Source organism: Mycobacterium sp. NGS39 (genome assembly GCF_059812765.1).
Genome location: NZ_JCALDH010000003.1, coordinates 137,200 through 158,198, shown reverse-complemented (window position 1 = coordinate 158,198; position 20,999 = coordinate 137,200). Strand labels below are relative to the sequence as shown.

Below are 20,999 nucleotides of genomic sequence, written 5' to 3'. Positions count from 1 at the left end.
CTACGCCGGACGGCTCGGGCGCCGGGTTACCCTCAGGGGACGCCGGCCCGACGACGGAAGGACGCATGTTCCCGCGACACCGCACTTCTCGGCGGCTGGCAGCGATGGCGGGCGTCGCCTTACTTGCGGCGGCAGGCTGCGGCAATACCGACGATTGGGTCGACGCTGCGCCCGCAGCGGGCTGGTCGGCTCAGTATGCCGACGCCGCGAACAGCAGCCACACCGCCACCGCGGGTGCAGACAAACTGAAACTCGTATGGAGCCGCTCGGTCAAGGGCAGCCTGTTCGCGTCGGTGGCGCTCGGCTCCACCGATACCCATTACCTCGCCGCGAACGCGCAGACCGCAGCCGGCTGCTCACTGATGGTGTGGGAGTTCGACAACAACGGCAGGCAACGCTGGTGCACGCGGCTGGTGCTCGGCGGCGGGTTCGCCAGCCCGCTTTTCGACAAGTTCGACAACCTCTACGTCGGCCAACCGGGCACCATGTTGTCGTTCCCGCCGACGCAATGGGTCCGCTGGCGCCATCCGGTGATCGGTATGCCGCTGACACCCCGGTTCGTCGGCGACGGACGGCTGCTGGTGGTCACCCATCTGGGGCAGGTGCAGGTCGTCGACGCCCATCGCGGCGAGATGATCGGCTCCGCGGTGGATCTGGTGGCCGGCGTCGACCCGACCGACAGCCAGCGGGGACTGACCGATTGCCAGCAAGCTCGTGCCGCATGCCCGATCGCGGCGGCTCCGGCGTTCTCGTCGGCGACGGGTCTGCTGGTCACCGGCATCTGGCAACCCGGCGCACCGGCGGCGACGCTGACCGCGCTGCGATACAGCACCGGCGACGGGCCGGTGCTTGCGGTGGAGTGGTCCACCGACGCGGTGACGAGCGGAGTGTTGGGCAGCCCGGTGTTCTCCGACGACGGGTCGACCGTCTACGTCAATAGCCGCGACGGCAAGCTGTGGGCGCTCAACGCATCGGACGGTAAGCCCAAATGGTCGGTGGCGCTTGGCTTTTCACCACAAACGCCGCCGTCGGCGGGACCCGAGGGCCTGCTGATCGCCGGGGGCGGGCCGGACGCGAAGCTGGTCGCGGTCCGGGACAAGGGCGACCGCGGCGACATCGTGTGGCGCCGCGACGACGTCACCGCGCTGTGCACGTCGAGTCAGGCAGGCGCCGACATCGGCTATACCGTGGCGCGTGCGGCCGGCAACGGGCTTGCGCTTCTGGTCTTCGGTATCCGCGACGGGCACACCATCAGCAGCTATGCCCTGCCGCAGGCCACCGGTTGGCCGGTCGGCGTGTCCGTCGCGACCGACCGGCGGGTGTTCACCGCAACCAGCGACGGCCAGGTGTACGGGTTCGACCCCGCCTAGCAGTCAGTGATTTCGGGGCGCAAACGTGCGCTCAGCACCGAAAAGCGCACCGAAATCACAACGGGGCGAGCATGGAAGCGACTGCCGACCGCGGCACATGCGCGACGGTCGCACCGGCTGCGGCGGGCAGCAACTCGCCTTGCCCGAAGAAGAAGATCAGCTCGTTGTCGGTGATCGCGAAGTTCTGGTAGTGCGCCGGGTCGAGACCGTCAGCGGGTGATACTTTCACCCGACTGCCCAATTGCGTGTCGATCTCCTTTTGCACGATCGGCAGGATCACCGGCAGCGGCTTGCTGCCCGGCGTGAACAACGTGTCGAAGGTGATCGGCTTACGGGCCGACACGTTGTAGTTGTAGGCCTGATACCACGTCAGCGGATGTGCGCCACCGACGTTCTGGTAGATCTTCAGCACCACGCTCTGGGTCGCGGCGGACCGGTATTCCTCCGAGGTGATGTCCAGCGCGTACGGCTGGCCGCTGGAACCCGGCATGTCCGAGACGTTGACGAACCCGTCGCGGGTCTGCCGCAGATAATCCATCATCGGCGCCGGGTCCGCGTAGTCCACCGGGAACGTGATGTCCACCGTGTACGCGTCGGTGCTGGTGTGCAGCCGGCACGAGGTGCCGTCGAGCGTGCCGCCGAAATCTGCGCACGGCGACTGTGCGTGCGCCACAGCGCTTCCCCCCGACCCGATCAATAGCGCGGCGACCAACGTCGCGGCCGCCCTGTGTGAACGTGTCATGCACCGTCCTTGAAAGGGTGTCCTGCGCCAGGGTACCTGTGTGCTCGCTGCGAGGGGCGACAAATGAACGCAGTCGCCCGCGCTTTCGAGCCGGCGCCGATGCGGGTGACCACCACCGAAAGCGATCGCGTTCCCCGCAGCCGCAGCCGAGCGCGAAGCGCCGCCGGGTCGACGTCGACGCCGCGCACCAGGATCTCGACAGCGCCGCAATCCATCTCGTGCAGCATCTGGCGTAACCGGCGCTCCCCGAACGGACTTTGCTCAAGGACCTCGAATCCCCTTGTCCCAGGCAGCAATCCGTCGCCCGACAGGTACGCGATCTTGGGGTCGAGCTGCCAGAGCCCATGGCGGGCGGCGTACTGGCGGACCAGACCCGCCCGTACCACCGCACCGTCGGGGTCGACGATCCAGCGACCGGCCGGTCGCACCGGGCAGTCGTCGGGGTCGGCATCAGTGATCTGCTCGACGCTGCCGTCGTAGCTGAGCACGGTGGCCCGCCGCGACACCGCGGGCTGAGTCAGGCCCGCCGACCACAGGCACGCCTCGCGGACGTCACCGCCCAGCGACGTCACCTCGACTTCCCCTCCGAAGTCAAGGCCACCGAAATCTGTTCCAGGAGAACACTTTACGACGATATCGCGGCCGCGGTAGGTGTCCAAAAGCGCGGTCAGCGGCGGGGTGAAGTCGCCCGGCCTGTAGACGCGACGCCCTCCGGCGCGCCGCGCGGGGTCGGCGACGACGACGGCGTTGCGGCTGACGGGTTGCAGCGCGTCGGCGCGCACAAGCGGCACCTCGGCAACGTTGTGGCGTGCCATCGCCAGCCGCACCGGATCAATGTCGCTACCCAGCACGTCGGCTGTGCGCCGCAACTCGGCCAGTTCGGCGCCGATCGAGCAGGTGACGTCGTGCACCGTCATCCCGGCGAGCCGACGCGCGCGGTGGGCGGCTACCGGGGTCGCGGTCGCTTGCTGAAGGGCTTCGTCGGTGAACAGCCAGTCGCCCGGCTCGGCCAGCTTGGCGGCCGCCCGACGGCGCAGCAGCACGGTCTCCACCAGCACGCGGGCCCGGTCGCCGAATCTGGCTCTGGCGGTGGCGATGTCCGAGATCCGGCTGGCGTCGGTAAGCGGGTAGGTCCCGATTTCGGCAAGCGCCTCGGCGCCCGGCTGCGACCGCAGGTAAGCGACATCGTCGAGGGTGAACGCTACGACGGTTTGACTCCGGTGAGCATGACGTTGTAGTACCAGGCCTTCGGAACCACGCGGCGCCACACGTTGTCGTCGATCCAGCTCAGCGTGATCCAGCTGTTGAACGCGAACTTCGCCCAGCTCCAGCCGAGGCGCCCGGGCGGGACCGCGGCCTCGATGGTCCGCAGCGGCCACCCGAGCATGGCAGCGGTGAATTCGGTGGTAGCGGTCGACACGTCGACCGCGCCGGCATTGCGGGCCATCCGCTCGAGATCGTGCGGGTCGAAGGTGTGCAGGTCGACGACCGCCTCGAGCGCGGCCGCCCGCGACGACTCGTCGAGCTCGGCCTGGGGGCGACGCCAGCCGGTCAGTCCCGGCAGCTTGGTCACATTGGTCACCACGCGCCACGTCAGCGTCGACAACGGGCGGGCATAGGCTTCGCCGGCGTTCGTCGGTTCGCCGGCAAACAGGAACCGCCCGCCCGGCTTGAGCACTCGGACCGCTTCGCGCAGCGACAGCTCGACGTCGGGGATGTGATGCAGCACCGCATGTCCGACCACCAGGTCGAAGGTGTCGTCGTCGTACGGGATGCGCTCGGCGTCGGCGACACGGCCGTCGACCTCCAGGCCGAGGCTCTGGCCGTTTCGTGTGGCGACCCGCACCATGCCGGGTGACAGGTCGGTCACCGATCCGCGCCGCGCGACGCCGGCCTGGATCAGGTTGAGCAGGAAAAACCCGCTGCCGCAGCCCAGCTCCAGCGCACGGTCGTACGGCAGCTTGCGCTGCTCCTCGAACGGCACCGTGGCGTCGAAGAGGTTGCGCGCATAGTCGACGCAGCGCTTGTCGTAGGAGATCGACCACTTGTCGTCGTAGCTTTCGGCTTCCCAGTCGTGGTAGAGCACCTGCGCGAGCTTGCTGTCGTGACGCGCGGCCTCCACCTGTTCGGCGGTGGCGTGCGGCTGCGGAGCCGGGTGGTCGTGACTGGTCGTGGTCATAGCCCGCCAGCCTAGTGGCCCCGGTTCGACGCGACGTACCTCCGGTCCGCGCGGCCGAACACCTCGACGTAGCCGCGCCGCTCCGCCTCCGGGGTGCCGTCGTTGAGTGCGGCCTTGGCCGCCCCCAGCGCTGGCACGGGTAACCCTGCGAAGCGTTGCGCCCAGTCAGCCGCCGCGTCGTACACCGCGTCGGGTGCGACGATCTCGTCGAGCAGACCCATCGCCAGCGCCTCCCGGGCGTCCACGAACCGCCCGGAGAAGGCGAGGTCCTTGGCGTTGCTGACACCCACCAACGCGGGCAACCGCTGCAGCGCTCCGCCGCCGGGGATCAGCCCGGCCAGGATTTCGGCGAACCCGAGTTTCGCGTTGTCGCCGGCGATCCGCCGGTCGGCGGCCAGGGCCAGCGACAACCCACTGCCCAGCGCGTAGCCGGTGATCGCGGCGACGGTCGGTTTCGGTATCGCGGCGACGGCGGCTGCCGCGTCCTGGCGCAGTTTCGCTGCCGCGTCGGCTTCACCGGCACTGAGCGCGCGCAGTTCGGCGAGGTCGTCTCCGGCGGAGAAGATCTCATGGCCGCCGAACAGGATCACGGCGACGATGTCGTCGCGCCGGCCGACCTCGCCCGCCACCGCGACGATCTCCCGGCAGAACTGACGGGTCAGCGCGTTCCTCGGCGGCCGCGCCAGCACTATCGTGGCGATGCCAGGCCGCTCGTCGCCGAGATAGACGCTGACGAACTCTGCCCTCTGCTCTTCGCGCAAGCGCTCATCGCTGTTCACGACCAGGACCGTCCACCGAGCAGCTTGTTGTAGCGGTCCGAGTCGAAGAATTCCAAACTCCAGTTACCCTCGCTGCCAATGACTTCCGTTCTCATCGCGACGATCTCGCGGTCGACGGCAAGGATCTCATCGACGGTGTTGCCATACTTTCGCAGCGTGTCTAGCTGCGTCCAGGTGGGCGGCAGCAGCAGACTACGGCCGGCGGCGAACTCCTCGATCGCTGCGGCGGGCAACCACCAGCCTGCCGACACCGCCTCGGTGGTCCGGCCGTCGGCGTGCTGGCCCGGCGGCAGCGCCGCCACGAAGAAGTAGGTGTCGTAGCGGCGGCGATGCCCCTTGGCCGGCGTCACCCAGTTCGCCCACGGCCGCAGCAGGTCCGAACGCAACACCAGGTCTTCGCCGCGCAGGAAGTCGCTGAACGCCAGCTCGCGGCTGGCCAGGCGGTCCCGGGCGCCGGCATATGCGGTGGCGTCGGCGACCACACTGTTCTCGTCGGGACCGGCCAGCAGCACCCCGCATTCCTCGAACGTCTCGCGCACTGCGGCGCACACCAGCGCCAGCGCGAGTTCCTCGTCGACGGCCAGCCTCTGCGCCCACCACGCAGGCTCCGGCCCGGCCCAGGCGATGTCGAATTCGCGGTCGCGGTCGTCCACGCCGCCGCCCGGGAAGACCGTGGTGCCAGGCGCGAACTCCATACGCGAATGACGTTGCAGCAGAAAGATTTCCAGTCCGTCGGCAGCGTCGCGGAGCAGCATCACGGTGGCGGCCGGCCGGGGAGTCATCGCGGTATCGGAATCCGACGTGCTCACGCCCGCCTCCGGTGCGCGGCACGGGTGCGAACCCGCCGGGCGAAATAGCGCCCGTCGATCACATCCAGCGCAATCGACTGCCCGAACGCCGTGGACAGGTTCTCGGCGGTCAACGTGTCGCGCAGCAGACCGGACGCCACCACCCGGCCTTCGGACAGCATCAGGCAGTGGCTGAAGCCTGGCGGTATCTCCTCGACGTGGTGGGTGACCAGCACCAGCGCGGGCGCGTCCGGATCGGCGGCCAGATCCGCCAGCCGAGCCACCAGCTCCTCGCGGCCGCCCAGATCCAGGCCGGCGGCGGGTTCGTCGAGAAGCAGCAGCTCAGGGTCGGTCATCAAGGAACGCGCGATCAGCACCCGCTTGCGTTCGCCCTCGGACAGCGTGTCGTAGGTGCGGTCGGCCAGGTGCTCGGCGCCGACACTCTCCAGAGTGTCGACGGCCCGCGTGTAGTCGACGTCGTCGTACACCTCGCGCCACCGGCCCATCACCGCGTAGCCGGCGGACACCACCAGATCGCGGACCACCTCGCCGTCGGGGACCCGCTGCGACAGCGCCGACGAACTAAGCCCGATCCGTGAGCGCAGCTCCGACATGTCGACGCGACCCAGCCGCTCGCCGAGCACGTACGCAGTGCCCGACGACGGGTGCTCCATGGCCGCCGCGATCCGCAGCAAAGACGTCTTGCCCGCACCGTTGGGGCCGATCACCACCCAGCGCTCGTCGAGCTCCACCGACCAGCTGACCGGCCCGACGAGAGTCCGCCCGCCACGGCGCAGGGAAACGTTGTGGAAGTCGAGCAGCAGATCCGGATCGGGCGCGCGGTTGGCTGTTTCGACCACCCGACCATCGTGCCGCATCACGAACCGGGCGGGATGTCGACCCTGCGCAGCGTCCCGTCGATTGCGTCGGCGGCCTCGATCTCACCGCGAGTGACACCGAGGATGAACAGCACCGTGTCCAGATACGGGTGCGACAGCGACGCGTCGGCGACTTCCCGCAGGGCCGGTTTGGCGTTGAATGCGACCCCGAGCCCGGCCGTCGCCAGCATGTCGATGTCGTTGGCGCCGTCGCCCACGGCCACGGTCTGCTCCAGCGGCACGCCGGCCTGCTGTGCAAAGCTCTTGAGTGCCTTGGCTTTTCCCGCCCGGTCGATGATCGGCCCGACGAGCCGGCCAGTCAGCACGCCGTCGACGATCTCCAGTTCGTTGGCGGCGACGAAGTCCAGCATCAGCTCGTGCGCCAGCGGCTCGATCACCTGCCGGAATCCGCCGGAGACGACGCCGCAGTGAAAACCCAAGCGCCGCAGCGTCCGCAGCGTGGTGCGGGCACCCGGGGTGAGCTCGAGTTCGTCGGCGACCTCGTCGAGCACGCTGGCAGGCAGGCCCTTCAGCGTCGCGACTCGCTGCTTGAGCGACTCGGTGAAGTCGATCTCCCCACGCATCGCGGAGTCGGTGATCGCGGCCACGGCGTCGCGTGCGCCCACCCGCTCGGCCAGAATTTCGATGACTTCCTGCTGAATCAGCGTGGAATCGACGTCGAACACGATCAGCCGCTTGGCGCGCCGTTCGAGGCTGGTGTCTTCGACTGCGACGTCCACCTTCTCGGCGGTGGCGACGCGCGTCAGTGCGTGCGGCAGGTCGGCCCGACGCTCCGGCGGCACCGACACGCGAAGCTCGAGCCCGGTCACGGGGTAGTCGGAGACGCCGCGGATGAAGTCGATGTTGACTCCGAGGTCGGCCAGTTCGGTGGCCAGAGCGCTGAACGCCCGCGCGGTGACGGGCCTGCCGAGTACGACGATCGTGTGGGTGGACGGCTCGGCGATGATCGGCAGGTCACGGCTGCGCTCAATCGAAACATCAAGGCCCACAGCGTGGATCGCGCGCTCGACGTCCTCACGCAGATGTGGTCCGTCGGCCACCTCGTCGGTGCAGGCCACCAGCACACCCAGCGTCAACCGGCCGCGGATCACGACCTGCTCGACGTTGAGCAGTTCGACGTCGTAGCGGGAGAGGACCTCGAAGAGCGCCGACGTCACACCGGGCTGGTCGACCCCGGTGACCGTAATCAGGATCGAGCCAGCGGCGCCGCCGTTCGGCACGGAATCAGCCCCGGTCCGGCGCCGCCTGTCCGCTGCGGTCCGGCTCAGTCCGCGGACCCATGCCGCCCGACTCCCCCACCGTGGGATGCCTGCCGATGTGGGCCTCGGCGCGCATGCGCTCGACCATCCACGGGTAGTGCAGCTCGAAAGCCGGCCGCTCCGAACGGATCCGGGGCAGCTCGTAGAAGTTGTGCCGCGGCGGCGGGCAGCTGGTGGCCCACTCCAGTGAGTTGCCGTAACCCCACGGGTCGTCGACGGTCACTGGCTCGCCGTAGCGCCAGCTGCGGAACACGTTCCAGGTGAAGAAGATCATCGACGTGCCGAGGATGAAGGCGCCGATGGTCGACACGATGTTGAGACTCTCGAAGCCGTCCGTGGGCAGGTAGTCGGCGTAGCGGCGGGGCATGCCCTGGTTGCCGAGCCAGTGCTGCACCAGGAACGTGGTGTGGAACCCGATGAATGTGAGCCAGAAGTGCAGCTTGCCCAGCCGCTCGTCGAGCAGCCGGCCGGTCATCTTCGGGAACCAGAAGTAGATGCCCGAGAAGGTGGCGAACACGATGGTGCCGAACAGCACGTAGTGGAAGTGTGCGACGACGAAGTAGCTGTCGGTGACGTGGAAGTCCAGAGGCGGGCTGGCCAGCAGCACGCCGGAAAGACCGCCCAGCAAGAACGTGACGAGGAATCCGACCGCGAACAGCATGGGCGTCTCGAAGGTCAGCTGCCCCTTCCACATCGTGCCGATCCAGTTGAAGAACTTGATGCCGGTGGGCACCGCGATCAAGAACGTCATGAAGGAGAAGAACGGCAGCAGCACCGCGCCGGTGGCGTACATGTGGTGCGCCCACACGGCCACCGACAGTGCTGCGATCGCGATCGTCGCGTAGACCAGCGTCGAGTATCCGAAGATCGGCTTGCGCGAGAACACCGGGAACACTTCGGTGACGATTCCGAAGAACGGCAGCGCGATGATGTACACCTCGGGATGGCCGAAGAACCAGAACAGGTGCTGCCACAACAGCACTCCGCCGTTGGCCGGGTCGTAGATGTGGGCTCCGAGATGACGGTCGGCGGCCAGGCCGAACAGTGCGGCCGTCAGCAACGGGAAGGCAAGCAGCACAAGGATGCTGGTCACCAGGATGTTCCAGGTGAAGATAGGCATCCGGAACATCGTCATGCCGGGCGCGCGCATGCAGATGACGGTGGTGATCATGTTGACCGCGCCGAGAATGGTGCCGAGGCCACCGACGGCCAGGCCCAGGATCCACAGGTCACCACCCGCGCCGGGGCTGTGGATCGCGTCGGTCAGCGGGCTGTACGCGGTCCAGCCGAAGTCGGCGGCGCCGCCGGGGGTAATGAACCCGGCGAGCGCAATCAGGGCGCCGAAGAGGAAAAGCCAGAACGAGAACGCGTTGAGCCGCGGGAACGCGACGTCAGGGGCGCCGATCTGCAGCGGCAGCACGATGTTGGCGAACCCGAACACGATCGGCGTCGCATAGAACAGCAGCATCACCGTGCCGTGCATGGTGAACAGCTGGTTGTACTGCTCGTTGGACAGGAACTGCAGCCCGGGTACAGCCAGCTCGGCACGCATCAGCAGTGCCATCAGCCCACCGATGAAGAAGAAGGCCATGCACGTGACGATGTACATGATGCCGATCAGCTTGTGATCGGTGGTGGTGATCAGCTTGTAGATCAAATTGCCCTTGGGCCCCAGGCGCTGGGGGAAGGGTCGGCGGGCCTCGAGTACTCCGAGAGGGGGCGCTTCCGCGGTCAAGAGCTCCTCCAAATATCGGTTGCGGACTAAATCCTAGTTGGAGCCGCACGCGGGCGTCGGCGCGGGTCCTACATGGTGTCGTAGGCTGCGGTGTTACCGTCGCGACGTGGTCAGGGCCGGTGTTGCTGCCGTCGTGGCGGTCCTTCTCACCTGCGCCGTCGGCTGCGGCGCCAAGACCCCCGGTGGCGCGGCTTCCCCGTCGAACTCGGTGATCACCAGCACGACGAAGATCGCGGACGCAGGCGTGCTGGGCAACGATCGCCGGCCCGACGAATCCTGTGCTCCCCAACCCTCCGCGCCTGATCCGGGACCGCCGGTGCGGCGGGTGCGCCATCTTGCCGGGGAAACCGACGTGCCCGCCGATCCCCAGCGGATCGTCGTGCTCGCGGGCGACCAACTCGACGCACTGTGCGCGCTGGGCCTGCAGTCGCGGATCGTCGCGGCTGCGTTGCCCGACAGCTCGTCGAGTCAGCCGTCCTACCTGGGAACGGTGATTCACAACGTGCGCGGCGCCGGCCCGCGCAGCTCCCCTGACCTTTCGGCGATCCGCGCGACGGCACCCGATCTGATCCTCGGTTCACAGGCCCTGACGCCGGAGCTCTACCCTGCCCTTGCCGCGATCGCGCCGACCGTGTTCACCGGGCCGCCCGGGGCCGCTTGGCAGGACAATCTGCGGCTGGTCGGGGCCGCGACTGGCCGCGCCGATGCGGCCAACGGACTGGTCGACGGATTCAACGCGTTCGCGGCCAAGGCGGGCGCGGAGAATGACGCCGCGCACTTCCAGGCGTCGGTGGTGCAGCTGACCGACAACACCTTGCGGGTCTTCGGAACGGCCAACTTCCCGGCGAGCGTGCTCACCGCCGTCGGCGTAGACCGGCCGGCCTCACAGCGGTTCACCGACAAGCCGTACATCGAGATCGGCACCAGCGACCTGGGCAAGGCGGACTTCTCGGCCGCCGACGGGGACATCGTGTACATGTCGTTTGCCTCCGGGGCGGCCAAGGAGCGGGCCCCGGAGATCCTGAAGAGCGACGCGTGGCGGCGGCTGTCGGCGAACCGCGACAACCGGGTGTTCGTCGTCAACAACGAGGTCTGGCAGACCGGCCAGGGAATCGTCGCGGCCCGCGGCATCGTCGCGGATCTGAAGTGGCTGAATGCGCCAATCAATTAGGGTCTGGCCCCGTCGGGCGAGCGGCCCGCTGCTTCCTCGAGACGTGAACGTCGGGGGTGGTCGTCGGCGTGTCGTCGCGCGGAGTTGAGTGTCGCCGGGAGGCGCCGAGTCCGGCAAGCGGCCACCGAGAAACGCGTGGCTTGCTACCCTCGCGCGATGCGTCATTCGCCTGCGCCGGAGCGCTCCGTGGCGCGTCGTGACGTGCTTAAATACGCGCTCGCCGCGCCGATTGTCGTGGGCCTGGCCGCCGCGGTCGGCGAGCCTATGGCAGCCGCGGCCGACATGCGGTTGGTCGACTTCACCGAGCACATCGTGCCCGCGGATCAGCTCAAAGCAGGAGGCTTCGACGGCGCAATCGTGTACGTCTCGGAATCACGACCTGGCGCGAACTTCGATTTCAAACCCGTCACCCGCGAGTATGCAGACGCGCTTCGCGCAGCGGGTCTTCACATCGTCAGCGTCTACCAATTCGGCAAACCGGGCTGGCCGGACCCGTCGGATTTCACCCGTGGTTATGACGGCGGCGTGGCGGACGCGCACAAAGCGCTGCAGTTGCATGCCGCCGCCGGAGGTCCCGATTCCGCGCCGATCTTCTTCAGCGTCGACGAGGACATCAACGCCGACACGTGGAAAAACCTTGCGGCGCAATGGTTTCGGGGAATCAACTCAGTGCTGGGCGTTGAGCGTACCGGCATCTACGGGCATAACCGGGCGTGCGCATGGGCGATCCGCGACGGCGTGATCGGGCATTCGAGCACCCCGGGGCACCGGTGGGCATGGCAGACGCGCGCATGGTCGAACGGCGAGCGCGAACCCGCTGCCGTGCTGTATCAGTCGGTCGTCAACAGCCCCGGCTCCCCCGGCGTGCCGGTCGGCGGGACCATCGTCGACGTCGACGACGTGCTGGCGGCCGACTTCGGGCAGTGGGACCTCGCACGCTAGCGCTCTAACGTGGGCAAAAGTCCCAGCCTCGTGTCGCACAGCGCGAGATTGCGCGTTCCCCAATAGGGGTTGGCTCGCGAATTCGGTGCGACGGCGTGTTTCGTGCACCCTCTGGAAGCGCGGCCTCCACGATCGTGCCGACATACGCTAACACCGCTTAACAGCAGCATTTGGAGTTGGTTGCAGTACGAGTGGGGCGCGGGATCGCGTTCTCATTCGACTCTCATGCCGCGCCGATGTAGGCGATTCCAAGTGACTTTCGTCTACACCACTGTGCCCTCGGCGCATGAGTTGTGCCGCTCACAGCTACATACCAGCTAACTTTTCGATACTGCCCCGACAGCCCGCGAAGAGAGTTATATTTCGAGCCATGAACAGCAAAGGGCTCCTCACCGCCCTGGCAACCACGGTGTTAGTTGTGATCAGCGGATTCGCCGCTGGTGAGGCACAGGCAACCCCGCTTGAACTGGGAATATCCGTCGGTCCGGTTAATCAGCCACCGCTCAGTCCGGCGAGTCAACAAAATGCGGTGCGCGCTGCAGAGGACTACCTCAAGGTCAGTGCCTTCTCCCGTCAGGGGCTGATCGAACAATTGGAATACAGCGGTTACTCAACTGAAGACGCAATTTTCGCCGTTGACCACATCACCGTTGACTGGAACGCACAGGCGGCGAAGGCCGCAAAGGACTACCTTAAGGTCAGCGCCTTCTCACGCAGCGCACTCATCGACCAGCTCGAGTATTCCGGGTTCACCCCAGCGCAAGCGCTGTATGGAGTAGCCGCCGTCGGACTCTAATCGGCGATCGTAGATTGCTGCCCACGCAGCATTGGACGTTCGCGACCCCCAAAAGTCCTTGTGCCTATCGTTTACCTACTATCCAGGTCCGATGCCGTCGAGCTGGTGCTCCAGACACAAGCGGGCGCCGCGATTGCTCCCGTCTACCGTGCCGGCCGCCGCTCTGCGACCGCCCCTGGGGTCGAAACTGGTGCCACACTTCGAACTGTGCGGTGCACCAACACGTCGCAGCAAATGATGGGGAAAGCGTAGCTATGCCTGCAACATGAATCCACCTCGGCGCAAATGTTCGCGTTCTTTTATCAGGCCGTAAAAGTGAGCCAAAAGCACTTCTCGGTGATGCGCACGACGCTAGCATTCCTGCCATCGCGGGGTTTGCAACTCATCGAGCATTGCTATTTGTCGTTATCTTCTTGCTCAGCGCCGCCGCGGCGTGCGGCGATGACGCTGGCACGAATCTCGTCCACAGCGAGCACATCAGCAGAGCAACATTCCACGGCGTTTGGCCGCTTAGTGTCGACGGCGGAACGCTCACGTGTGATGCGACAAAGGGCAGCTCAATCACCTTTACTCCGGATGGAAGCAGCGACACATATGCGTCGAATGGCACCGCAATGGACTGGGCACCACAAGAGGGTTGGAAGAACTTTCGCGATATCTGGCTAGATGACCCGACCGGTTTCGCGCCGAAAGTCAACTCCGGCGACTTCGACGCCGAAGGACAGAAACTGTGCGCCATGAACGGGAAATAACCGCCCCCGGCGGGTTAAGTCAACGACCCCGGTCACGTGGTTAGGCGAGCGCTGGCAGGCCACGCCGATGGGGGTAGAGCAAGGAGCTCGCTCGCTTCACGCTGGCCATCTAAGTAGGAGGCTCTGCGTATAGACGTTAGAAGTCCCAGTCCTCGTCTTCGGTGATGACGGCCTTGCCGATCACGTACGACGAACCCGAACCCGAGAAGAAGTCGTGGTTCTCGTCGGCGTTCGGGCTCAGCGCGGACAGGATCGCCGGGTTCACGTCGGTCTCGTCGCGCGGGAACAGCGCCTCGTAGCCCAGGTTCATCAGTGCCTTGTTGGCGTTGTAGCGCAGGAACTTCTTGACGTCCTCGGTCAGGCCGACCTCGTCGTAGAGGTCCTGGGTGTATTCGACCTCGTTGTCGTAGAGCTCGAACAACAACTCGTACGTGTAGTCCTTGAGCTCCTGCTGCTTGGCCGAGTCCTCGAGCGCCAGGCCGCGCTGGTACTTGTAGCCGATGTAGTAGCCGTGCACGGCCTCGTCGCGGATGATCAGCCTGATCATGTCGGCGGTGTTGGTCAGCTTGGCCCGGCTCGACCAATACATCGGCAAGTAGAAGCCGGAGTAGAACAGGAAGCTCTCCAGCAGCGTCGAGGCCACTTTGCGCTTCAGCGGCTCGTCGCCGCGGTAATACTCCATGACGATCTCGGCCTTGCGCTGCAGGTTCGGGTTCTCCTCCGACCAGCGGAACGCGTCGTCGATCTCAGCCGTCGAGCACAACGTGGAAAAGATCGCGCTGTAGCTCTTGGCGTGCACCGACTCCATGAACGCGATGTTGGTGTAGACGGCCTCTTCGTGCGGCGTCAGCGCGTCGGGAATCAGGCTGACCGCACCGACCGTGCCCTGGATGGTGTCGAGCAGCGTCAGCCCGGTGAACACCCGCATGGTGAGTTGCTTTTCAGCCGGGGTGAGGGTGTTCCACGACGGGATGTCGTTGGACACCGGCACCTTCTCGGGCAGCCAGAAGTTGCCCGTCAGCCGGTCCCAGACCTCGGCGTCCTTCTCGTCCTGGAGACGGTTCCAGTTGATCGCCGAAACGCGGTCGATGAGTTTCATGTCGCTCACGGGACCCCACTTCACCAAGGAGTTTTGACGTGCCTATAGCGGTTCTATAGCGCGCCACCGACACTACCTCTGGGGCGCGACAACCTCCGGCACCCCAACATCTAGATTTTTCGTGTCGGTGCGACCGTCCCAGAACCGGTACTCGCTGGGGTCAAGCTTGCGGGTATCGCGCCAGTATTCCCACGTCATCCCGCTCCACAGAGTCCGGTTGACGCCGTGCGCGTCGAGATACCAGCTGCGGCATCCGCCGGTGTTCCACACGGAGCCGGCGAGCCTTTGCTGAAGTTCGGCGTTCTTGCGGTCTTGGGCGTCGCGGGTAGGCGCCAGTGCCTGGGCACCGCGTTTGTCCACCGCCGCGATCGCCTGGGCCACGTACCGAATCTGCGCCTCGATCATGAAGACAACCGAGGTGTGCCCGAGCCCGGTGTTGGGACCGAGCAGGAAGAACAGGTTGGGCACGTCGGCCACGGCGACGCCGCGGTGTGCCACGACGCCTTCGCGGTTCCACCGATCCACCAGGTCTTCTCCCCCGGCGCCTTTGACGTCGACGTACGTGTAGGAGTCGGTGACGTGAAATCCGGTCGCGTAGACGATGACGTCGACCTTGCGCTCGGTGCCGTCGGCGGTGACGATCCCGTCCGGCGTGATCCGGTTGATCCGGTCGGTGATCAGTTGCGTCTTCGGATTCGCGACGCCCTGATAGTAGTTGGGCGAGTAGAGAATTCGCTTACACCCCGCCCGGTACGTCGGAGTCAGCTTGCGGCGCAGCTCCTTGTCTTTGACGTGGTGCCGGATGTTCCACCGACCCACCAGCTCGACCGCCCGCAGAAGTGCCGGCTGCCGGGTCATCGCGAAGCCCAGCCCCTCGAGCCACCAATAGATGCCGCCGCGAACGGCCAGCCGCAAACCCGGGACAGTCGCAAAGGCTCGCTTGAGGCTTTCCGGGAACGGCTTGTTGGGCCGCGGCACCACCCACGGCGGCGTGCGCTGGTAGAGCTGCAGTTCGCTGACGTCCTTGACGATCTCGGGCACGATCTGGATGGCACTCGCTCCGGTGCCGATCACCGCAACGCGCTTGCCCGTGAGGTCGACGTTGTGGTCCCACTGCGCCGAATGGAAAGCGGCACCGCGGAATTCGTCCCTGCCGTCGATGTCGGGGATCAACGGTATGTGCAATGCGCCGGCCCCGGAGATCAGGAACTGCGCGACGTACTCTTGGCCATCCGCGGTGAACACATGCCAGCGGCACTCGGCGTCATCCCAATTCGCGCGGTCGACAAAGGCGTTGAACTTGATGTAGCGGCGCAACCCGTACTTGTCGGTGACGCCCTTGAGGTAATCCCAGATCTCCGGCTGCGGCGAGAACAGCTTGCTCCACGTCGGCTTCGGCTCGAAGGAGAAGGAGTACAGGTGCGACGGGACGTCACAGGCGCATCCGGGATAGGTGTTGTCGCGCCAGGTGCCGCCGACCTCGTCGGCCTTCTCCAGGATCAGGAAGTCCACCCCCTGCTTCTGCAGCGCGATGCCCATGCCGAGGCCGGAGAAGCCGGTGCCGATGATCAGCGCGCGGGTATGGATGGGCGAAGCGTCCGGTCGGGTGTCCACGCTTGGTTCGGTGACAGTCATGGCGGTCCGTCCTTTCCTGGGAACGCCGGTACCGGGTAACTGCGGACCAGTGTAGGCGTCACCCGGAGCCGGTGAGAAGTGCGACGGAGCGACGCAGTTGCTGCTCGTCGGGCGGCGCCGGCAGCTGCGAGTTTCCGGTTCGGAACGCGTCGACCATCAGCGCAGCGAATCGTCGCCAGGCGTCCGGCGCAGCAGTGGCCGTTGCGGCCAGCACGCCGGAATTGGCCAACAGCAACACCACGACGTCAGCAACCACCAAGTCGGCGCGCACTGCACCTTCGGCCTGCGCTCGCGCGATCAGTGCCTTGAGCTTGTCGACGGCCTCGGCGGTCTGCTGCTCGACGGTGCTGGTCGCCGGGAATGCGGTGGTGAGCAAGTCGCGCAGACCGGCGTCGCGAGCCTGCAATTCGCAGACCTCGAAGATCAGGTCGCGGAAGCCGTCGCCGGCGCGGGGATTGGCCAGCGCCCTGTCTACCGCCTCCGTGTACTGCGACATGCTGCGCTCGAACGCCGCCTCCGCCAGGTCGGCCCGGGTGGGAAATCGCCGGTACAGGGTGGCCACGCCTACCCCGGCCCGGCGTGCGATTTCTTCGAGCGGAACGCCGAGTCCGCGCTCTGCGAACGCCTTGGCGGCCGCTGACAAGATGCGGTCGCGGTTGAGCTGAGCATCGGCGCGCAGTGGCCTGGCTTTCTTCGCGCGCCTCGTTGCGCTTGAAATCACAGGCCCAGACTACCCGCTGAAGTGGAGGCGTGGGTCCGCTTATCCGTATCGTCGGTAGCAGTAAGTGGTAGTTGTCCTCCACTTAAGAACGGGAGCGAATATGTCAGTCGTAACGATGGCGCCTGAGTCGACCCACGGCGGTCGGCATCGGGCGCCCGAGAAGAGCGGCCTGCGGGGGCACCCGTGGTGGACGCTGGCCGCGGTGTCGATCGGCGTGATCATGGTTGGGCTCGACGCGTCGGTGGTGGCGATCGCCAACCCGCGCATCGCGGCCGACCTGCACGCGTCACTGTCAGATCTGCAGTGGATCACCGACGCCTACCTGCTGGCGCTGGCGTCGCTGCTGATCTTCGGCGGGAAGCTGGGAGACCGATTCGGCCGCCGCGAGATGTTTTTCATCGGCGTGGCCGGCTTCGCACTGACGTCTGTCGGCATCGGGCTGGTCGGCACGGTGTCCGGGGTGATCGCGCTGCGCGCGCTGCAAGGCGTGTTCGGCGCATTGCTGATGCCAAGCACGCTGGCCATCGTCCGCAGCGCCTTCCCGGCCGACAAGCTCAACACCGCCGTGGGAATCTGGGGTGCCGCGTCGGGTGTGTCGATCGCCGCGGGCCCGATCGTCGGCGGCCTGCTGGTCGAACACGTCAGCTGGGAGTCGGTGTTCTACATCAACGCGCCAATTGCCGTGGCCGCCTTGATCATTGGCGCCATGGCGATCGTCGAGAGCCGCAGTACAAACGCCCACCGGCTCGACGTGCCCGGCATCACCGCGCTCAGCGGCGGGTTGTTCCTCGTCGTGTTCGGTTTGATCAAGGCGCAGAACTGGGGCTGGCTGGCGGCCAGCACATTGGCGTTCATCGTGGCCGGGTTGGCCGCGCTTGCGGTGTTCGTGATGGTCGAGTTGCGGTCACCGGAGCCGCTGGTTCCCATGCACCTGTTCGCCAACCGGTCGCTGTCCATCGGAACGGCTGTGGTCGTCATCAACTTCTTCGCACTCTTCGGGGCGCTGTTCTTCATGACGCTGTACCTGCAGAATGTGCACGGAATGTCGCCTGTCGAGTCGGGCGTACGGACGTTGCCGCTGAGCTTGGCACTGATGGTGTCGGCCCCGGTGAGTGGCCTGGTCACCGAAAGGTTCGGCCCGCGTCCGGCCATGGTCGCGGGGCTCGCCGCCGTGGCGGCTGCACTGTTCCTGCTCACGGGTCTGCAGACCGATTCCGGCTATGACGCGCTGTGGCCGGCGTTCGCGCTGCTGGGCGCCGGTATCGGGCTGGTGCTGACGGCAAGCTCGGACGCGATCGTGGGCAACGCCAGCGTCGACGACGCCGGGGTGGCCGGCGGCCTGCAGAGCACCGCCGTGCAGTTGGGCGGAGTGCTGGGTACGACGATCCTGGGCTCGGTGCTGAGCAGCCGCGTGGGTTCGGCGCTGCCGGGTGAGCTGACGGCCGCTGGAACACCAGAACCGTTGGTGGACAAGCTGATTGCGGCCAAGCAGCTCGTCGCGCAAGGAGTGGCGCCGTCGATACCCGGCGCGCCGGCCCCGCTGTCGGCCGCGATCGCCGAGGGCAGCCACAACGCGTTCATGGCAGGGCTGCACACGTCGCTTGTGGTCGCAGCGGCTGCGGCCGCCGTGGGCGCGGTGCTCGCGATGTTCGTACGGCGCGGGCAGAACTCCGACGCCGTCGTGCCCGTCGGCCTCTGACCCGCGACGACGTCAGGCGACCGAGTGGCTGGGCAGCGGAACCGCTTCGCTGATCGGCCGCTCGGCGTCGAGCTTGATACCGAGAAGTTCGCTGGTCCCCGTGATCACGCTCAGCATCACCGTGGTCAGGTGCTCGATGAACTTGTCGCGCGCCATCCGTCGCGGGCTGTCGGCATTCGGGCCCAGCCACCAGTCCGTCGCCGACGCCGCTGAGCCGAACGTCGCGAACGCCGCGAGCTCCAGGGCAGCGGGATCGAGTTCCATCTCCCGCAGCTCGTTGCTGAACATGGCGGCCATCTCCAGCGTGATCTCGCGGCCCTCGTTCAGGGTCCGCATCGTCGACTCCGTCTGCTCGACAAAGCGGCCCTGGATGAGGAACCGCAGCACGTTGGGGTGCTGGTCGACCAGGTCGACGTAGTGTTCGACACTGCTGCGGATGATCTCGCGCACCGAGTCGGTGGAAAGGTCGATCGACGGGAAGATGGCCGCCCACAGCATGTCGCGCAGCCGCTCCCCGATGGCCTGGAAAAGGTCAGACTTGTCGGTGAAGTGCCGGTAGATCTTGGGCTTGGCGGTGCCGGCCTCCTCGGCGATCTCGCGGATCGACAGCTCAGGGCCGCGCTTGTCGAGGGCACGGAACGCGGCGTCGACGATCTGGGCGCGCACCTTCTTGCGGTGCTCGCGCCAGCGTTCGCTGCGGGCGTCCACCTTGCCGCCCGCGGTCACGCTGGGTCTGGGCATCGCCGGTCTACGCACGGGCAACACTCTACCCGTATCAGGCTGCTGACCTGCTCATAAGCGCTTTCCGACTGTCGCGGGGCGAATTGTATGCGCGTGTCGTGGGTACTATTCGGGATCAAATCCGATTACCGATAGCGAGATTGATGACGCAGCACTACGACCTGGTCATAGCAGGCGGCGGACCGTCCGGGTCGGCCGCGGCATGGCAGGCCGTGCAGGCCGGGGCCAAAGTCGTGGTCTTGGACAAGGCCGAATTCCCGCGCGACAAGCCGTGCGGTGACGGCCTCACCGCCCGCGCGGTCAGCTACCTGCAGAAGATGGGCCTGGCCAGCGAAGTGGCCAAATTCCACCGCGTCAACAGAGTGACGGTCTTCAGCCCCAGCCAGTGGGAGCTGTCGTTCCCCAAGCGCCCGGGCATGCCTGATCACGGGCACACCGTCAGCCGCACCGAGCTGGATACTTTGCTCCTCAAGCACGCGGAGTCGGCGGGGGCCGAGGTGCGGCAGTCCGCCGAAGTCACCGGGCCGATCGTCGATGACAACGGCAGGGTCGTCGGCGTGACGCTCAAGAGCGGCGAGAAGGTGTACGGCGACGCCGTGATCGCCGCCGACGGTGCGTACTCCCCGATCAAGCGCGCCCTGAAAATCGACTCTGAATACAACGGCTACTCGGCGATCGCGATTCGCTCGGAGATGTATGCGAACCGCCCCGACTCCGACAGCCTCGACATCTATTTGAAACTGGCTTTCAAAAGCGACCAATTGCCCGGCTACGGCTGGGTTTTCCCCATGGGCTCCGGCCGGTTCAACATCGGCCTGGGGTACGTGAACAGCTACAAGAACTGGCAGCAGATCAACGCCACGCAATTCTTGGGCGAGTTCTTGCGGTCGCTGCCTGCCGAGTGGGAGCTGCCACCGATCGAGGAGCTCAAGAAGAACAAGAGTGTGCGGGCGTGGCGGCTGCCGATGGGCTTCACAGCGTGGCCGCCGTGGCGTCCGGGTGTGCTGTTCACGGGCGACTCCCTGGGTGCCGGCAAGCCGGCGTCCGGCGCAGGTATCTCCAAGGCGCTCGAATCAGGCTTGGCCGCAGGCGAATGCGCGGTCATGGCGCTGCAGAACGGCGGGCCCGACGACTTCACCAACTACGCGCTGCGCATGGAAGATGCGTGGGGCCGGGAGTATCGCCGCGGCCGCTACTTCCACAAGCTGGCCGGCATCCCGGCTATCGCCAACGCCGGAATCAAGGTGCTCGACAACGGCCGCGTGCGCGACTTCATGCTCAAGCGGATGTACAAGAAAGCGCAAGGCCCGCAGCACACCTACTGACTGATGTGGCGTGCGCCGAAGCGTCCACTTGAGCCACGCTTTTTCGCGAAACGCGTGTATCAACTCCCCACTCGGCGCACCATTTCAATATGCGGATGCGAGCAATCGTCGGTGCGGCCGTTGTGGGCGCTGGTGTGGCGCTGTCGGGCATCGGCTTGCCGGCCGTTGCCGCGGCCGATCCCGGGACTGGTCCGGCGGACCGTCAATGGTGTCCTGCCGAACAATTCGTGCCGTGTGAGTTCTGGCAGCAGCGGTTCTGGCAGTCCCCGCTGTGGCAGTCGCAGCTGTGGCAGAACCCGTGGATCAGGGTGCCGTGGCAGCAGACCGCCTCACCGAGGTGAACTGAGCGAGGCGGCGGCGGCGTTAA

At 66.5% G+C, this 20,999-nt stretch carries 20 protein-coding genes; 8 read left to right on the top strand and 12 right to left on the bottom strand.

The genetic code is table 11. The annotated features are described in order from the left end of the window. Positions 1 to 65: 65 nt before the first annotated feature. On the top strand, positions 66 to 1,370 hold the full coding sequence (locus tag AC5Y39_RS05425; protein WP_500016235.1) for an outer membrane protein assembly factor BamB family protein: 1,305 nt from the start codon (positions 66 to 68) through the stop codon (positions 1,368 to 1,370). A 55-nt stretch (positions 1,371 to 1,425) separates the two neighbouring features. Here the strand turns inward: AC5Y39_RS05425 and AC5Y39_RS05420 are convergent, their stop codons facing one another. The 8 genes from AC5Y39_RS05420 to ctaD are packed head-to-tail and all read right to left on the bottom strand — an operon-like array spanning position 1,426 to position 9,751. Then, positions 1,426 to 2,112: an esterase gene (locus AC5Y39_RS05420; protein WP_500016234.1), complete on the bottom strand. Its 687-nt coding sequence runs from the start codon at positions 2,110 to 2,112 to the stop codon at positions 1,426 to 1,428. Next, a complete protein-coding gene (locus tag AC5Y39_RS05415; RefSeq protein WP_500016478.1) occupies positions 2,109 to 3,356 on the bottom strand; it encodes a THUMP-like domain-containing protein in 1,248 nt (415 codons plus the stop codon). The genes AC5Y39_RS05420 and AC5Y39_RS05415 overlap by 4 nt, the downstream gene beginning before the upstream one ends. After that, positions 3,314 to 4,291 (bottom strand): methyltransferase domain-containing protein, encoded by a 978-nt coding sequence (locus tag AC5Y39_RS05410; RefSeq protein WP_500016233.1) that lies wholly within the window; start codon positions 4,289 to 4,291, stop codon positions 3,314 to 3,316. The genes AC5Y39_RS05415 and AC5Y39_RS05410 overlap by 43 nt, the downstream gene beginning before the upstream one ends. An 11-nt stretch (positions 4,292 to 4,302) precedes the next feature. After that, positions 4,303 to 5,070, bottom strand: a complete 768-nt coding sequence (locus AC5Y39_RS05405; protein WP_500016232.1) for an enoyl-CoA hydratase — start codon at positions 5,068 to 5,070, stop codon at positions 4,303 to 4,305. Further along, entirely contained in the window at positions 5,067 to 5,852 is a 786-nt protein-coding gene (locus AC5Y39_RS05400) for an NUDIX hydrolase (RefSeq protein ID WP_500016477.1), read from the bottom strand. The genes AC5Y39_RS05405 and AC5Y39_RS05400 overlap by 4 nt, the downstream gene beginning before the upstream one ends. 23 nt (positions 5,853 to 5,875) lie before the next feature. Further along, complete coding sequence (locus tag AC5Y39_RS05395; RefSeq protein ID WP_500016231.1) at positions 5,876 to 6,736, bottom strand: ABC transporter ATP-binding protein; 861 nt, start codon at positions 6,734 to 6,736, stop codon at positions 5,876 to 5,878. Then, positions 6,736 to 7,977, bottom strand: coding sequence for a phosphoserine phosphatase SerB (gene serB / locus AC5Y39_RS05390; protein ID WP_500048187.1), 1,242 nt, complete (start codon positions 7,975 to 7,977; stop codon positions 6,736 to 6,738). The genes AC5Y39_RS05395 and serB overlap by 1 nt, the downstream gene beginning before the upstream one ends. 4 nt (positions 7,978 to 7,981) lie before the next feature. After that, positions 7,982 to 9,751 carry an aa3-type cytochrome oxidase subunit I gene (gene ctaD / locus AC5Y39_RS05385; RefSeq protein ID WP_500016229.1) on the bottom strand — a complete coding sequence of 590 codons (1,770 nt, stop codon included), beginning with the start codon at positions 9,749 to 9,751 and terminating at the stop codon, positions 7,982 to 7,984. Positions 9,752 to 9,857: 106 nt separating this feature from the next. Between ctaD and AC5Y39_RS05380 the strand changes: the two genes are divergently transcribed. The 4 genes from AC5Y39_RS05380 (at position 9,858) to AC5Y39_RS05365 (ending at position 13,412) form a co-directional block, all read left to right on the top strand. Then, on the top strand, positions 9,858 to 10,922 hold the full coding sequence (locus AC5Y39_RS05380; protein WP_500016228.1) for an iron-siderophore ABC transporter substrate-binding protein: 1,065 nt from the start codon (positions 9,858 to 9,860) through the stop codon (positions 10,920 to 10,922). A 156-nt stretch (positions 10,923 to 11,078) separates the two neighbouring features. After that, a complete protein-coding gene (locus AC5Y39_RS05375; RefSeq protein WP_500016227.1) occupies positions 11,079 to 11,864 on the top strand; it encodes a DUF1906 domain-containing protein in 786 nt (261 codons plus the stop codon). 370 nt (positions 11,865 to 12,234) lie between these two features. Beyond that, positions 12,235 to 12,660 carry an Ltp family lipoprotein gene (locus AC5Y39_RS05370; RefSeq protein WP_500016226.1) on the top strand — a complete coding sequence of 142 codons (426 nt, stop codon included), beginning with the start codon at positions 12,235 to 12,237 and terminating at the stop codon, positions 12,658 to 12,660. Positions 12,661 to 13,073: 413 nt separating this feature from the next. Then, positions 13,074 to 13,412, top strand: coding sequence for a YebY family protein (locus AC5Y39_RS05365; protein WP_500016225.1), 339 nt, complete (start codon positions 13,074 to 13,076; stop codon positions 13,410 to 13,412). A 136-nt stretch (positions 13,413 to 13,548) separates the two neighbouring features. Here the strand turns inward: AC5Y39_RS05365 and nrdF are convergent, their stop codons facing one another. From nrdF to AC5Y39_RS05350, 3 genes are all read right to left on the bottom strand, one after another. Beyond that, on the bottom strand, positions 13,549 to 14,511 hold the full coding sequence (gene nrdF / locus AC5Y39_RS05360; protein ID WP_499908077.1) for a class 1b ribonucleoside-diphosphate reductase subunit beta: 963 nt from the start codon (positions 14,509 to 14,511) through the stop codon (positions 13,549 to 13,551). 72 nt (positions 14,512 to 14,583) lie between these two features. Further along, the gene (locus AC5Y39_RS05355; protein ID WP_500016224.1) at positions 14,584 to 16,146 is read right to left on the bottom strand and encodes a flavin-containing monooxygenase; all 1,563 of its coding nucleotides are present in this window, start codon (positions 16,144 to 16,146) and stop codon (positions 14,584 to 14,586) included. Between the two features lie 58 nt (positions 16,147 to 16,204). Then, positions 16,205 to 16,867 (bottom strand): TetR/AcrR family transcriptional regulator, encoded by a 663-nt coding sequence (locus AC5Y39_RS05350; protein WP_500016223.1) that lies wholly within the window; start codon positions 16,865 to 16,867, stop codon positions 16,205 to 16,207. Positions 16,868 to 16,982: 115 nt separating this feature from the next. On the opposite strand from AC5Y39_RS05350, the gene AC5Y39_RS05345 reads away from it, so the two are divergent. Beyond that, positions 16,983 to 18,566: an MFS transporter gene (locus AC5Y39_RS05345; RefSeq protein WP_500048186.1), complete on the top strand. Its 1,584-nt coding sequence runs from the start codon at positions 16,983 to 16,985 to the stop codon at positions 18,564 to 18,566. Between the two features lie 12 nt (positions 18,567 to 18,578). Here AC5Y39_RS05345 and AC5Y39_RS05340 read toward each other — a convergent pair whose 3' ends face one another. Continuing rightward, the gene (locus AC5Y39_RS05340; RefSeq protein WP_500016221.1) at positions 18,579 to 19,322 is read right to left on the bottom strand and encodes a TetR/AcrR family transcriptional regulator; all 744 of its coding nucleotides are present in this window, start codon (positions 19,320 to 19,322) and stop codon (positions 18,579 to 18,581) included. 128 nt (positions 19,323 to 19,450) lie between these two features. Between AC5Y39_RS05340 and AC5Y39_RS05335 the strand changes: the two genes are divergently transcribed. Further along, on the top strand, positions 19,451 to 20,632 hold the full coding sequence (locus AC5Y39_RS05335; protein ID WP_500016220.1) for a geranylgeranyl reductase family protein: 1,182 nt from the start codon (positions 19,451 to 19,453) through the stop codon (positions 20,630 to 20,632). Between the two features lie 89 nt (positions 20,633 to 20,721). Further along, positions 20,722 to 20,973 (top strand): hypothetical protein, encoded by a 252-nt coding sequence (locus tag AC5Y39_RS05330; protein WP_500016219.1) that lies wholly within the window; start codon positions 20,722 to 20,724, stop codon positions 20,971 to 20,973. The last annotated feature ends 26 nt before the right edge of the window (positions 20,974 to 20,999 follow it).